Below are 13,811 nucleotides of genomic sequence, written 5' to 3'. Positions count from 1 at the left end.
GAGGCAGTGCGCCGGGGGAGGGGACGATCATGACGCAGCCGCCGCAGCACCAGCCCTACGGACAGCACCAGCCCTACGGACAGCACCAGCCCTACGGACAGCAGTCCGGCTGGTCCCAGCCCGGGTATCCGGGGCCTCCGCCCGGCGGTCCGCACCCCGGCTACCCGATGCCGAGCAGGCCGCGTCCGACGCGCGGGCCGTTGCCCATGACACTGGGCATCATCGGCGGCGTCCTCCTGCTGGGAGCTGTGGTGCTGTTCGTGCTGGCGGTGACGGTGTTCCGCTCCACGGTGCCGTTGGGGGTGTTGGACAGCGACGGCGGGCCCGGCGCCGATGCGCTGATCAGCGGGGATCCGCCCCTGGTGGCCGAGGCGCAGCTGGAGGCGGGGGAGAGCTACATGCTCTATGTGGTCCGCCCCACCGGTGCCAGCGCTCCGGGGCTGAGTGAGACGCCCGAAGTCGTCTCGCCCAGTGGGGAGAGAGGGTCGATGCGGTGGGCGGAGATCAGCTCCACCGCCACCCAGGGCGGCTCGAGCGCGGTGGGGGTGAACAGTTACTCCGCCGAGGAGTCCGGCCTGCATGAGTTCTCGATCAGCGGTTTCACCGACCCCGCCCTGGACGGATCGGGGGAGGCCTTCGTGGTGCTCGCCCCCGGCGGGGACTTCGCAGGTCTGGCCAGTGGGGTCTTCGGCGTGCTCGGTGCCGTCTTCGGCGGCATCGCCCTAGGGACCATCGGCCTGGGGCTGCTGATCGCCGGGATCGTCGTCGGCGTCGTGCGGCGACGCCGGCGCCGCGAGCAGGAAGGCGGGACTGGTCCGGGTGGGCTCCTAGGGCAGGGGCCTCGCCCAGCGTGGTGAGTCTCCCGCTGGCCACCTGTGATCACAGCGCGCCCACTAAGGGCAGTCCTGCCTCATCACGAGGGTCTGGTCGTGGGAGTCGCCCTGTCAGATGATGCTGGTAGGAGACTCGTGACCTCCTAGGTTCGGGGTGCCCTCTGACGTGGGCGGATATGACCTTTTGGGCAATGGTGCCGCCATGATTCACCTCTCTATTGTGAAGGGGGACGTTGAGGGGAGCAGGTCGTGGTGCCGATGGTCGAGGTGGTGAGGCAGGACGCCGCTGGTCTGCTGCGCCGCCGCTGCGTCCGACGCGGAGCCCTGTTCGGTGCGGTGCTGTACCTCGTCCCCGGCACGTCGCTCTCGGCCATCATGGCGTGGAGTCCTTCGGAGGGCACGGCCGCGGGGCAGTCCTTTCTTCTCCAGTGCGCAACGTTCGGGATGGTCCCTGCGCTCTGTGTGGTCGTTCCGCTCGTGGCACGACTGCTGCACCCGGCGGTGCGGCCCCACGGAGAGCTGGGGACGTACACGCTGGCGAGTCCGCATCACCGCTGGTGCGTCGTCGTGGGAGGCGCAGCGCTGGTGACGGGCGCGTCGTGGAGAGGCACGGCGTGCCCGAGATGTCGGGTGCTGTCCTCCAGGACGATGGGTGAGCTGCTGATCTGCTGTGATACTGAACAGTGACGAGTGTCGACCAGGACGAGTGTCGACCAGGACGAGTGTCGCCCAGGGCGAGACGGCGAACATGATGAGACGGAGGAGATCTGGTGGCCGAGGCCGAGACGACGCGGGTGCTGATCGTCGATGACCATGCGCTGGTCCGTGACGCCCTGCGGCTCTACCTGATGTCCGCGGAGGACATGGACTGCGTCGGAGAGGCCGCCGACGGCGCAGAGGCTGTGGAGCAGGTCGCCGACCTGACCCCGCACGTGGTCCTGATGGACATCCAGATGCCACGGGTGGACGGCGTGGCCGCCGCTCGCGAGATTCGCCGTCGATGGCCGGAGGTCGCGGTGCTGGCGCTGAGCACCTTCTCCGCGGAGCATCGGGTGGTGGAGATCCTGCGGGCAGGCGCCGTCGGCTACCTCATCAAGGATGCCCGCAAGGACCGCATCCTCGACGCCGTGCGGCAGGCTCGCGAGGGAGCGGTTCCGCTGTCCGCACGGGTCGCAGAGCTGCTGGCGCTCAGCGTGCTCGCTGACCGCTCGGCCTTCGAGGCTGCCGTGCAGCGGGCACAGCCTGTGCCGCAGCTCCCCCCGCGGGAGAGGGAGGCGCTGGGTCTGGCCGCCCGCGGGTTGAACAATGCCGAGATGGCGGCGGCGATGACGGTCACCGAACGGACGATCAAGGCGCACATGGCGAGCCTGTGTCGACGTCTCGGCGTCCGGGACCGCGTCCAGCTGGTGATCCGGGCCTTCGAACTCGGGATCGTCGAACCGCAGCTGGGACGCTGATGGTGGGCCCGCCGAAGGAAAGACTGTCCTTTCGGCCAATGTTCAGGAATCGTTCAGCTCAGTAGACTCGGGGCCGCTCGTCATGCCTCGATCCGCAGCGCGTGATTGTCGGCCTCATCACCATCCTGAGGGGGAGAATCCCATGTCTGTCTCACCGGTCCTATCACTCGTCTCCGTCCTGCTGCTCATCGCCGGAGGGCCGGTGAGCAGCAGTGGGGCGACGACTGCTGCGCCTGACCATGGGTCCGCGCCGAGTCATGTGATCGCCACGGCCGGGGCGGAGAACGTGCGGGCCGTCGTGGAGCGGATCGAATCGATCCCTGACTCTCGCTGGCTGCTCTGCAAGCGAAACTTCCTGCCCCCGGCCTTCTGTCGGTGACTCGCCGCCGGGAGCCGCCCACCAGGGTGAGCGAAGAGACGCTGCAGCCAGGCCGAGGACTTCTGGTGCCCTTCACTCTGGCGGTCTGCGGCTTCGTCCTGGTCGACCTGGTCGCTGCGTCGGCGACGGAAGGCTTCGGCCACGCCGCTGCCGACGTCTGGGGCCTCGCGCTGCTGATCTGCTGTGCCGCGCTGACCTGGGTGCGGGTGGAGGCCGCGGCATGGACCGCCGTCGTCGGCTCGCTGGTCCTGACCGCATTTCCCGGGATCTCCGTGCCCGGCTGGCTGCTGCCCCTGGCCTTCTTGGCCCTGATGTCCACGTGCGTCGGGCGGTGGCACAGCCGGTCCTATCTGGTCGCCGTCCTGGTCCTCGGAGTGCCCTATACCGTGGCGGACTACGGGGTCGTCGAGCGTGTGCTGTGGTTCCTCTGGACCTTCCTCATCCCGGGACTCATCGCCTACGCCCTGGGGCGAGGGTTCCGGCGGAGCCGCGTGGAGCGTCGGCGGCAGGAGGAGCGCCTCGAGGAGCAGCAGGTGGCCCGGGACCGGGCTCTGCAGGATCAGAAGAGGCACATCGCCCGAGACCTGCACGACATCGTGGCCCATGACCTCACGGTGATCTCCATGCACGCCCAGGCGCTGGACGTGGACTCCGCGGATCGGCTGACGCGCGCTGCCCTGGAGACCATCGGGGCGTCGTCGTCACGGGCGCTCCAGGATCTGCGACGCCTGCTGGACGTGCTGGACGATGAAGGTCTCATCGACGCAGAACCTTCGGACGCCGCTGTCATCCACCTCGAGGACGAACTGCAACGGTGCTCGGCGACCCTCCAGGACCTGGGATTCCGCGTGGAGTGTGACGTGCAGGGGAATCTCGACGGGCTCCCGCAGTCCCTGCAGACTGCCCTCAGTCGGATCCTTCAGGAATGCACCACGAATGTGATCAAGCATGGCGCCGCCGATCGGGACGGGCTGGCTTCGCCGGACTCCGAGCCGGACTGTGTGGTCCTGCTCGACGCCTCGTCCTACGAGGTGACCCTGGCTGTGAGCAACAGGGTGCCGCAGTCTCCCAGGCCCTGCGACGGGGGAGGCCTGGGCCTGGTCTCGCTGGCCGAGCGGGTGGACCAGCTGGGCGGCCGCTTCGCCGCTGGTCTGAGGGAGGGCGGCCGCTGGGAGGCCCGAGCGGAGAGCATCAGCATCTGTCGCTATGAGAAGTGACGGAAGGAAGCAGAACACTGTCCTTGAGGACGATGTGAGCAGTCTGCGCCGCGGCCTAACGTGGTCGCATGGTATTGCCCCTGATCCTCCTCGACATCGACGACCCTCGCGCCGCCTCGTCGGCTGAACGGCAGGTCCAGGCACTGGGGTTCTCGTGGCTGCGGGTCGGCTCCGGAGGTCGGCTGGGACATCACGTGGCGAAGTCCCAGAGTTCGGTGGCCGCGGCCGTCCTGGATACGTGCGACGGGCCCTGTGCGACCGTCGAGGCGGTGCGCTCCTTGCGCGGCGCGTTCGGGGCGCACCTGCCCGTCGTCGTGCTCCTCGATGAAGGGGGCGAGTCAGCCTTGCGGCCGCTGATCCGCGCAGGGGTCGAGAGCCTCATCGATCCTCGTCGTGTGGCGCAGGACGTGGGGCGGGCTGTCACGCATGCACTCCGCGGCGAAGCGTTCATGTCTCCTCGGGTGCTCGCAGAGGTCTGTGACCTGCTGAGGAGGACTTCCGAGCCTCGTCATCGCAGGAGGCTCAGCCCGGCGCAGGACCTGACGGCTCAGGAAGGCTGCGTGGTCGACCGGCTGCTGCTCGGCATGTCCAATGGGGCCATCGCTGAGGAGCTGGACGTCACCGAAGCGACCGTGAAATCGCATCTGAGCCAGGTGATGAAGAAGTGGCGCGTGTCGAGCCGTCTTCAGGTCGTGCTCCACGCGATGCGGGCGGAGATGGACGTCAGTCCTGTCGTGGAGACCCGCATCTTCCCTGAAGACTCCCCAGCTGCGACGAAAGTATGAATAAAATGGGTATTGAGTACAGTTTTTGGAATGAGGCAGTATTCATAGATTTGTTGACGTCATCCAGGAGATTGGATGATCTAAACATGTCTATGAAAGGTGTAATACATGCTGAGCTTCATCAGGTACGTTCTGCAGCAGGGGTGGCGCTACGGTGCGCGGGCGGTGCGGGCCGCCGCCGACTGGGCACGGGCGAACTGGCCGAGGGTGCGCACCTGGCTGCAGGGTGCGTCCGCGGCCGAGGTTCTGCGGATGATCCTGGAGATCCTGGGGTACCTCTGATCCCGGACCGCATCGACGGCGGCCGGCAGGCGTCCCGCTCGGGGTGCGCCGGCCGCCGCGGCGTGGAGACGGCATCGTGAGCGGACACGCTGTGACAAGGACAACGACAACGACAGCGACAGCGACAGCGACAACGACAACGACGACGGCGCCCGCGGCGCCGGATGCCGAGGAGTGCGCTCTGCCGCATCAGACCCTGAGTCTGATGAACCGCGTCGCCGTCGTCGCCGGCATCGCATTCTCCACCGGTGGTGCTGGCCTCGCACTGCTGCTGCTGTCCGGGGACCTCGCTCTCTGGTGCGCCGTCGGCGTGCTGGTCCTGGGGGCGCTGTCCACGGTGATCGATGTCATCGTCATCAATCCGCTGCGCGTGCGGCACACCCGCTACAGCATCACGCCCTGGGTCATCAGAATCCGACGAGGACGGCTCCTGCGTCGCGGCACGGCCATCGCCACCGCTCAGCTGCTCAACGTCACGGTGGTGCAGGGGCCGCTGCTGCGACGCTGGGGCCTCGCCCGCGTTCGATTCACCTGCATCGCGCATGTGGAGCCGCTCGGGCCTGTGCGGCTCGAGGAGGCGGAGCGGATCCGTGCTGAAGCGCTCGGCATCTATCTGGGGGTGGGCCGATGACCAGGCGTCACCAAGGACGACGGCTTCGTCCCTCCACGATGGCCGCCGCGTACCTGGGGGAGGCTCCTCGCCTGGTTCTCCTCGCCTGCGGCCTGGTCATTGCGATCAGGGTTCCCCCCTCCTGGCTGGGACACGCCCCCATGGTCGTGCTCGCGCTTCTCCTGCTGGGAGGGCTCGTCGGTCCGGCCTATGGCTGGGGGTCGCGGCGCTATGCCGTCACCAGCACCGGCCTCACCGAAGTCCGGGGCCTGTTCCGCATCCAGACCCGCAGCCTCGCATGGCGGGACATCTCCTCAGTGGAGGTCCTCGCTCCCTGGAATGCGCGCCCCTTCGGTCTGCGGGTCGTGGTGCTCGGCGCGGACGGCTCGGCGGACAGCACGATCCGGATCGAGGGGGTCCCCGTCGCGGATGCCGAGGACATCTCGCAGAGCGCGCGCCTGGGACACAGGGGGCCTCGGGGCGGCGAGGATCCTGCGCGCGTGCAGACCTCACGGTCGCAGGCTCCCGCCGACGAGGACCGCATCCACCGATCCAGCAGCCTCGACCTCATCATCTCAAGCCTCTGCTACGGACAGGCGGTCGTTCTCGCCGGCGCCGTCGTCGGAGCGGCAGTGCAGATCATGGAGCTCGCCGGCCACAGCGCCGAGGTGGTGCAGGCGCTGGCGACCCGTCCTGGTCCTGTCCTGGCGCTGCTGTGTCTGGTCGGTCTCACTGCAGGGGCGGTGCTCACCGCCGTCCGGTTCCATGGGCTCACGGTCGCCGTCGAGGATGGCAGGACCGTGCTGCGCCACGGACTGATCTCGACGACCACTCGGATCATCGGTCGAGACCAGGTCGTGGGGGTGCAGGTCCGGCGCAATCTGGTGGAGATGCTGCTGGACCGGGCGCGGGTCTCCCTGATCACTGCGGACTCCTCTCAGCAGTGGGACAGCAACCTGGCTCTGCCCTCGTTGTCGCGCCGGCGGATCCTCGTGCTGATGGCACGGCTCACCCCCGGTGCGAGGATCCCTCCGCCCTTGGTCGCGCCTGGGCCGGCGGTCCTTCCGGTGAGCCTGGCACTGGCCCTCCTTCCCGTCGCCGCGGGATCGGCCGTCGCATGGGGCGCGGCGCAGTGGTGGCCCGGCCGGGCCCTCATGACCATGGCCGTCGGGGCGGTGGTGCTGCTGCTGGGGCTGCTGATGACGCGGTGGTGCGCCGCACGGCTGGACACCGGCGACGCAGAGGCCGGCGTTCTCGCGTGGAGCACCGAGCTGGGCGGACAGACCATACGACTGCTGCGGTGCTCCGCAGTTCACGTGCTGACCACCGCCCATGTTCCGGGGCGGCGTGGGCTGCGTCTGATCACCGTGCACTACCACTCCGGGATGCCACGCGCGTGCCCGGCACTGACCACGTCCTCGGACGCCTCCGAGGCCATCACCCGTGCGGTGGGGGAGGCCGGTCCGAGGATCGCCCTGCACCGCACTCGAGGAAAGGCCGCATCATGTTCATCATCGACAGCCTGACGAAGACCTATGGAGGCAGCACCGTCCTCGACGACGTCTCCTTCTGCGCACCCGACGGCGCGATCACAGGCTTCGTCGGCCCCAATGGGGCGGGCAAGACGACCACCATGCGTATCATCACCGGGCTCACTCATGCCACCGCCGGGCATGTGGAGGTCGGCGGGGAGCCGTTCCCAGCAGCTCAGCGCCCGGCACGGCGGCTCGGGGTCTTCCTGTCGGCAGAGGGCATCCCGCCGAGCATGACCGCCCATGCCTACTTGGACTACGCCTGCCGGACCCAGGGAATGCCCACCTCCCGGGTCGCCCAGGTCCTCGCCGACGTCGACCTGAGCTGGGCGGCGCACCATCGGGTCACGTCCTTCTCCTTGGGGATGCGGCAGCGGCTCGGAATCGGAGCCGCAACTCTGACCGAGCCGTCGCACCTGATCCTGGACGAACCAGCCAACGGTCTGGACCCTGACGGCATCAGGTGGTTCCGAGACTTCGTGCGAGCCTCGGCCGACTCCGGGGTGAGCATCCTGCTCTCCTCACATCACATGCGGGAGCTCGGTGCGGTGGCCGACCAGGTCGTCATGATCGACGGCGGCCGCATCCTCGCCCACGGGTCGCTGCAGGAATTCCTCGCCGCCGCCCAGGCGCAGCACGGTGAGCAGCAGGTCGTCTATCTGGAGGTCTCGGATCCAGACACCGCCCGGCATGCGTTGCTGGCCCAGGGCATCACGGTGGAGCGGCAGCATCACGGGCTCATGGCGCACGGCGTGCCCCCGGAGCGGCTGGCCGCGCTGGTGGTGGAGTCCGGCGTCGGGCTCACCCACCTGGCCGCGCAGGCCCAGTCCCTGGAAGACACCTATTTCACCCTGCTGGGTGCCTCGAACGGAAGGAACTGACCCATGCACACTGCTCAGAAAGAGGCGCGTGGGAGCATCGGAGACGTCCGCGGACGGCAGACGGCCTTGATGGTCACTCGCGCCGAGATGCGCCGACACCTGCGGCGGGGCGGCATGCGCGGCGGCATCATCACGGCTGCTTCCCTGGGCGGAGGCCTCGGGCTGCTGATGCTGCTGATCGACAACGCCATGGATGGCGAGAGCATGCTGTTCCCGGTGATCGCCGTGGGAAGCGGTGCTGCGCTCGCGGCCTTCGTCCTGGCAGTGGCCACCGTGTTCCGCGTGGGAAGAGATGAGCAGGGGCAGATCGCACTGGCACTCACCTTGGTGCCGGACCGTCGGCGGCTCTACCTGGCCCGGGCGGCCGGATTCAGCCTCGTCGGAGCTGCGACATGCGCCGCCGTGGCCGTGGTGCTGTGCGCGACGGCTCTGCTCCTGCACGCCGGCGAGCCCGAGGTGCGGTGGAGTCTGCTGGCCATCCCCCTGGCGCTCTGCGGAGGGAGCCTGGCGGTCCTGTTCGGCTTCGGCCTGACCTCCCTGGTGCGTCGGTCCTCCGCCGGGATCCTGCTGTTCATCGGCGTCGTCGTGGTCCTGCCGCTCGGCTTCTTCGCGGTCGGATTCTCGCTGCCTGAGAGCATCGCCCCGGCGGCCGAGCTGCTGGCGATGAACACGCCCCTGCCGCATCTCGCCGAAGCCTTCGACGCCTCCTCGATGCCGAACCCCGAGTCCAGCGGGACGGACATCTTGGCGGGGATGACGGGTCTGCTGGCCTGGGGTCTGCTGCCGACCCTCGCGGCATGGCCGATCTTCAACCGCGGGGAGGCGCGATGACGCGGGACGAGCCCACTGGCCGGACGAGCGGTGCCGCACCGGAACCTGTGGCGCGCCATCGACAGGGCCCCTCCTCGGCAGGAGCAGTCAGCGCGGTGGTGCTGTTCGTCGTCATGCTGTCCATGCATCTCCTGCTGGCCCAGGCCACCGAGCTGGCAGGATGGGCGCGCACCGTGCTGGCGTTGGGAGCGGGTCTGGTGGCGGCGACGGCCACCCAGCACCTGGTGAGCAGGTCTCGCCGTCGTCGCTGAGCGGGGCCGGGCGAGCAGGGCCGGGACGTGCCCACGAGTCTCCGCCCTGAGGCTGACGTGGAGGTCAGCTCCATCTTCTACGCTGGGGCGATATGAGCACACCTCCGCAGGAGCCGGAACGCCACGGCCCCCCGCCGCACCCGCCTGGCCCCCCGCCGTACCCTCAGGCGCCCCATCTCTACGGCCACCCTCCCACCGGACAGCCCCACGGTCAGGGACCCTATGCGCCATCTGGGCCTGGGGCGGCGCCCTGGGGGACCCCCTACGCTCAGGGGCAGCACCCTGCGCCTCAGTACCCGACTCACCACCCGTCGCCGTTCCCCCCTCAGCCGCCGGCCCAGACGCCCCCGGACTCGAAGGACCGGTACTCGCGCGGCATCTGGCGGCAGCCGGACTCCCGGCCCGGTCGCTTCCTGTGGTGGGACCTGCTGCCGACGGTGCCGTATCTGGCCATCATCCTCGGCGCGAACCTCGTCACCATGATGTTCTTCCCCGGTGGGGACGAGGTCACGCTGACCAGCGCGGAATCGCGTCAGGAGTTCCTCATCAACGGGCTGATCTTCGGTTCGCTGACGGTGCTGATCCTGGCCGTCGCGGGCAAGGCCCTGTGGCGCTCACTGGTGGTCTTCACCCACCACGCCTTGGCCTGGCTGAAGCTCTTCCTCATCCCCGCGATGTGGCTGTCCATCGTGGTCCTCAATGTGATGCTGATGGCCCTGATCATGACGGTCACGGGGCAGGAGCCTGAGACCAGCGCCAATCAGGCCGGCATCGAGGCGATGCTGCAGGCCGTCCCGTTCTGGGCGGCTCTGCTGGTGCTGGGGCTGCTCGGTCCGCTCGTGGAGGAGTACATCTTCCGTCACCTGCTGATCGGCAAGCTCTCCCGGCATCTGAACATCTGGCTCTGCGCGGTGATCTCCGTGCTGCCGTTCGCGCTCATCCACGTCTCCTCGGAGATCATCTCCGGAGACCTGATGGGCGTGCTGACCACCGTGGTGCCGTATCTGACGATGTCGATCATCTTCACCCTGGCCTACATCTTCTCCGGCCGGTCTCTGCTGTTCGTCTGGTTGGTGCACGCGTTCAACAACTGCATGGCCGTCACCCTGCAGTACTGGCTCTCGCCGTTGCTGGAGGACATCGACGGCCTGGAGCCCACCGGCGTGATCCCGGCCCTCCTCCAGGCGGCCGCCGTGCCGCTGGGCGGGGCATGATCGCCTCCCCATGAAGGAGCTCACCACCGACCCGCGGCCCCTGCCGCGGCAGATCCTGGCCCTGGCCGTCCCCGCCCTGGGGGCGCTGGTGGCCGAGCCGCTGTTCCTGCTGGCCGACACCGCCATCATCGGCCGTCTCGGCGTCGATGAGCTCGCCGGCGCGGCCCTGGGCATCACCGTGATGCACACCGTCACCGGGCTGATGATCTTCCTGGCCTACTCCACCACCCCGGCGGTGGCCCGTTACGTGGGTGCCGGGAAGCTGGCCAAGGCGCTGGCCGCCGGGCGGGACGGGCTCTGGCTCGCGCTGATCCTGGGCGTCGTGCTGGCCGCCGCCGGCGTCGCCTTCGGGGAGGGTCTGCTGGCCTCCATGGGCAGCTCCGGGGAGATGCACAGCCATGCCTGGGACTACCTGGTGTGGTCCATGCCGGGGGTGCCGGCGATCCTGCTGGTCTTCGCCGCCACGGGGGTCCTGCGCGGCATGCAGGACACCACCACTCCGCTGATCGTCGCCGCGGCCGGGTTCGGCGCCAACATCGTGCTGAATCTGGTGCTGGTGCACCCGGTGGGACTCGGCGTGGCCGGCGCGGCCATCGGCACCTCCATCGCCCAGTGGGGCATGGCGGCGGTCTACCTGGTGATCATCGTGCCCCGGCTGCGCGCCCAGGCGGTGTCGCTGGGGGTGGACCCGATCGGCCTGCGCCGTGCCTTCTCCGTGGGGTCCTGGATGATGCTGCGCACCGTCAGCCTGCGCGCGGCCATCGTGGCCACGGTGCTGGTGGCCACCGACCTCGGTCCGGACACCCTGGCCGCCCACCAGGTGACCTTCACAGTGTTCTCCACGCTGGCCTTCGTGCTGGATGCCCTGGCCATCGCCGCTCAGGCGCTCATCGGCAAGGAGCTGGGCGCCTCCCGCCTCGACGTCGCCCGGCGGCTCACGCGTCTCATGATCCTCTGGGGGCTGGGCTTCGGCGTGGTCACCGGAGCCGTGATCGCGGCGCTCGCGCCCGTCTCGGCGGGTCTGTTCACCCCGGACGCCCACGTGGCGGCCATGATCACCGCCGCCCTGTTCGTCGTCGCGCTCGCCCAGCCGATCTCCGGCTACGTGTTCGTGCTCGACGGCGTCCTGATGGGCGCCGGCGATGTGAGATACCTCGCGATCGCGGGACTGGTGAACCTGGCGCTGTACTTCCCCGCCCTGTGGTGGATCTCCACCCGCGGGCTCACCGGAGTGGAGGCCGTGGTGTGGCTGTGGGTCGGCTACGCGGTGGTGTTCATCGGGGCCCGCGCGCTGACCCTCGGCGTCCGGGCCGCCGGTGGCCGATGGATGGTGGCCGGGGAGGCCCGCTGAGAGCTCGGCCGATCGGCTGAAGCCTCTGCGGACAGCGAGTAGACTCGCCTGCGTGCCAGTGAAGAGAATCCCCGCCCCCACCGCTGAAGCGCTGATCCGGCCGGTCTGGGTCCGCGCGGTCATCACCGCCGTCTTCGCCGCGGTGACCGTGTTCTGGCAGGACGAGACGCTCACCCTGCTCAAGGTCGCCGTGGCCGGCTACTTCGCCCTCGGCGCCACCGCCGTGTGGGACTACGCCAAGGACGAGGAGCTCGTGCCCGCCACAGTGCGCGGCCCGCTGGCCCTGGGCGCGGCGGCCTGGGTCCTCTCGGCCGTCGCAGTGATCTTCGTGGGCACGACGACGGCGGCCGCCGTCATCGCCGGTGTCGGTTTCGTGGCGATGGGTGTGGCCGAGCTGGTGGCCGGGATCCGCGGACGAGGGGCGTTCGTCCCGGCGCGCGACCAGCTGCTGCTCGGCGCCGTCGGGACCCTCACCGGGGCGGCGCTGCTGGTCGGCATGCAGCTCGACGTCCACGGCATCCTCGGCATCGCCGGCATGGGCGTGATCATCATGGCGGTGCTGCTGATGATCAGCGGCGGCGGCATGGTGCACGACGCCCGCCGCGGCCGGGACTGAGCACGACTCGCACGCGGTCTACTACACGGCGTAGAATGGCCGGGCGTCCGACGCGGACGCCGAGACCATCACCGGACGTCCTGGCAGACGTCCCCGTCTGACGAGGAACGAGGAGCCCTGTGGCAGAGGACAAGAAGGAGCGCCGCTCGCTGATCGAGTCGGTCAAGGCTCCGCTGATCTTCTCTGCGGCCCTGGCCTTCGTGGCCGGATTCGTCACCCTGATCTCCGCCTCCGGCGGCACGGACAACCCGGCCCGGGTGGACCTGGCGCTGATCGCGTTCGGCGTGGTGTTCATCGTCGCGCTGCTGGTGGTCTCCATGCTGCAGCTGGCCTCCCGGGACAATCCCGAGCACCTCTCCCAGGGGGCCGGGGTGAACCGGAAGTCTGAGGACCTCTACCGGCGGCAGGTGGCCGAGCGGCGTGCCGAAGCGGCCCGCAAGAAGGCCCAGGAGGCCCGTGAGGCCGAGGGCGACGAGCCGCGCTACGGCCGCGCCGAGGACGCCTGAGCGCTCGCACCGCCGTCGGGCTCTCGACACTGCGGCGAGTTGGTCTGACGTTCCCCATACTCGACTCGATCGACTCGAGTATGGGGAACTCTGGACCAACTCGCCGCAACGGTGGACGGAGCGGAGGAGCCGCTCAGGCGCTCACTTCTTCGCCTTCTTCTTGTCCTTCTTCTTCTTGGACTTCTTGTCCTTCTTCTCGCGCTTCTCCATCAGCTCATCGCGCATCCGGTCGCGGAACTCCTTGGCCGCCACCGCGGACTCGGAGGTGGGCTCGTTGATCTGGGCCGCCTTCTCCGCCGCACTGGGCTTGGCCAGCGTGGCCGAGGGCTCCGCCGCTTCACCGGCCAGCGCACGACGCCCGGCCTCCCGCAGGGCCGCCTGGCGGGCGCGGTAGGCCCGCACATGGGCCCGGTTGGCGCAGTTGCCGAAGTCGCAGAACAGCTTGGACCGGTTGCGCGTGAGGTCCACGATGACAGCGTCACACTCATCACCCTTGCAGGTGCGCATGCGGCCGGTCTCATCGTTGACCACCAGGAACTGGAGGGCGTCGGCGATGGCGGCCGTCATGACGTCGGCCAGCTGGGTGCTCACCGGGATCGGCACGGCACGGAACTGCGGTTCCTCGCCCCCCGAGGTGCGGACCACGCGAGTGCCCACTCCCTCCAGCAGCGTGTTGATCTTCTCCACCGGCTCCTTGGTGGTGATGGGGGCCGCACCCCAGATCTGGTGGACGGTGTCGCGCAGGTCGCGGACGGAGTCCACCTGGGCGCGGTCAAGGGTCGACGTCGGCCACTTCAGCTCCGAATCCTGGGAGGACAGGAACTTGCGCAGGCTCTCGATGCTGGTCAGCTGATCGGGTGAGGCCTGGGCGCTGTGAAGCCCCTCAGAGGTGTTCATGAGGTTGACGGCCGCCGTCAGGGTGCGATTGATCTCTGCGTGGAACATGCAGTGTTCTCCTGACAAGGTATGCGGGCGCAGGGGCCGGAAACGGCGGCCCCTGACCCTGGTGCAACGGGTCCTCCCAGTGTAACGATGTGACGCGTTGACGGGCTGAATGTGATGGAAC

The 13,811-nt window shown here is 69.0% G+C and carries 16 protein-coding genes; 15 read left to right on the top strand and 1 reads right to left on the bottom strand.

The annotated features are described in order from the left end of the window. Positions 1-29: 29 nt before the first annotated feature. The 15 genes from SD455_RS02230 to SD455_RS02160 all read left to right on the top strand — a co-directional run bounded on the left by SD455_RS02230 (position 30) and on the right by SD455_RS02160 (position 12,745). A complete protein-coding gene (locus tag SD455_RS02230) occupies positions 30-857 on the top strand; it encodes a hypothetical protein (RefSeq protein ID WP_445507108.1) in 828 nt (275 codons plus the stop codon). Positions 858-1,603: 746 nt separating this feature from the next. Continuing rightward, on the top strand, positions 1,604-2,290 hold the full coding sequence (locus tag SD455_RS02225) for a response regulator (RefSeq protein ID WP_070159595.1): 687 nt from the start codon (positions 1,604-1,606) through the stop codon (positions 2,288-2,290). A 142-nt stretch (positions 2,291-2,432) separates the two neighbouring features. After that, on the top strand, positions 2,433-2,669 hold the full coding sequence (locus SD455_RS02220) for a hypothetical protein (protein WP_070159593.1): 237 nt from the start codon (positions 2,433-2,435) through the stop codon (positions 2,667-2,669). Positions 2,670-2,734: 65 nt separating this feature from the next. Next, positions 2,735-3,886 (top strand): sensor histidine kinase, encoded by a 1,152-nt coding sequence (locus tag SD455_RS02215; protein ID WP_445507107.1) that lies wholly within the window; start codon positions 2,735-2,737, stop codon positions 3,884-3,886. 68 nt (positions 3,887-3,954) lie between these two features. Then, complete coding sequence (locus SD455_RS02210; protein WP_085437721.1) at positions 3,955-4,671, top strand: response regulator transcription factor; 717 nt, start codon at positions 3,955-3,957, stop codon at positions 4,669-4,671. A 108-nt stretch (positions 4,672-4,779) separates the two neighbouring features. Beyond that, on the top strand, positions 4,780-4,953 hold the full coding sequence (locus SD455_RS02205) for an aureocin A53 family class IId bacteriocin (RefSeq protein ID WP_170922678.1): 174 nt from the start codon (positions 4,780-4,782) through the stop codon (positions 4,951-4,953). Between the two features lie 205 nt (positions 4,954-5,158). Further along, positions 5,159-5,584, top strand: a complete 426-nt coding sequence (locus SD455_RS02200) for a PH domain-containing protein (RefSeq protein ID WP_445507106.1) — start codon at positions 5,159-5,161, stop codon at positions 5,582-5,584. Then, the gene (locus tag SD455_RS02195) at positions 5,581-7,089 is read left to right on the top strand and encodes a PH domain-containing protein (protein WP_445507105.1); all 1,509 of its coding nucleotides are present in this window, start codon (positions 5,581-5,583) and stop codon (positions 7,087-7,089) included. Before SD455_RS02200 ends, SD455_RS02195 begins: the two co-directional genes overlap by 4 nt. Continuing rightward, positions 7,068-7,976: an ABC transporter ATP-binding protein gene (locus SD455_RS02190; protein ID WP_085437724.1), complete on the top strand. Its 909-nt coding sequence runs from the start codon at positions 7,068-7,070 to the stop codon at positions 7,974-7,976. Before SD455_RS02195 ends, SD455_RS02190 begins: the two co-directional genes overlap by 22 nt. A 3-nt stretch (positions 7,977-7,979) precedes the next feature. Continuing rightward, a complete protein-coding gene (locus tag SD455_RS02185; RefSeq protein WP_085437725.1) occupies positions 7,980-8,807 on the top strand; it encodes a hypothetical protein in 828 nt (275 codons plus the stop codon). Beyond that, positions 8,804-9,058, top strand: coding sequence for a hypothetical protein (locus SD455_RS02180; protein WP_445507104.1), 255 nt, complete (start codon positions 8,804-8,806; stop codon positions 9,056-9,058). The genes SD455_RS02185 and SD455_RS02180 overlap by 4 nt, the downstream gene beginning before the upstream one ends. 92 nt (positions 9,059-9,150) lie before the next feature. Next, entirely contained in the window at positions 9,151-10,272 is a 1,122-nt protein-coding gene (locus SD455_RS02175) for a lysostaphin resistance A-like protein (RefSeq protein ID WP_445507103.1), read from the top strand. Positions 10,273-10,282: 10 nt separating this feature from the next. Then, positions 10,283-11,623: an MATE family efflux transporter gene (locus SD455_RS02170; protein WP_311025067.1), complete on the top strand. Its 1,341-nt coding sequence runs from the start codon at positions 10,283-10,285 to the stop codon at positions 11,621-11,623. A 52-nt stretch (positions 11,624-11,675) separates the two neighbouring features. Continuing rightward, positions 11,676-12,239: a hypothetical protein gene (locus SD455_RS02165; protein ID WP_070159560.1), complete on the top strand. Its 564-nt coding sequence runs from the start codon at positions 11,676-11,678 to the stop codon at positions 12,237-12,239. A 119-nt stretch (positions 12,240-12,358) separates the two neighbouring features. Next, complete coding sequence (locus SD455_RS02160; RefSeq protein ID WP_201791125.1) at positions 12,359-12,745, top strand: hypothetical protein; 387 nt, start codon at positions 12,359-12,361, stop codon at positions 12,743-12,745. A gap of 141 nt (positions 12,746-12,886) precedes the next feature. On the opposite strand, the gene SD455_RS02155 is transcribed toward SD455_RS02160, so the two are convergent. Next, a complete protein-coding gene (locus tag SD455_RS02155; RefSeq protein WP_070159557.1) occupies positions 12,887-13,690 on the bottom strand; it encodes a CGNR zinc finger domain-containing protein in 804 nt (267 codons plus the stop codon). Between the last annotated feature and the right edge of the window lie 121 nt (positions 13,691-13,811).

It is taken from the genome of Nesterenkonia sp. K-15-9-6 (assembly GCF_052656005.1).
The sequence above is the reverse complement of the archived record's forward strand: the minus strand, read 5'-3'. Positions and strand labels throughout refer to the sequence as shown.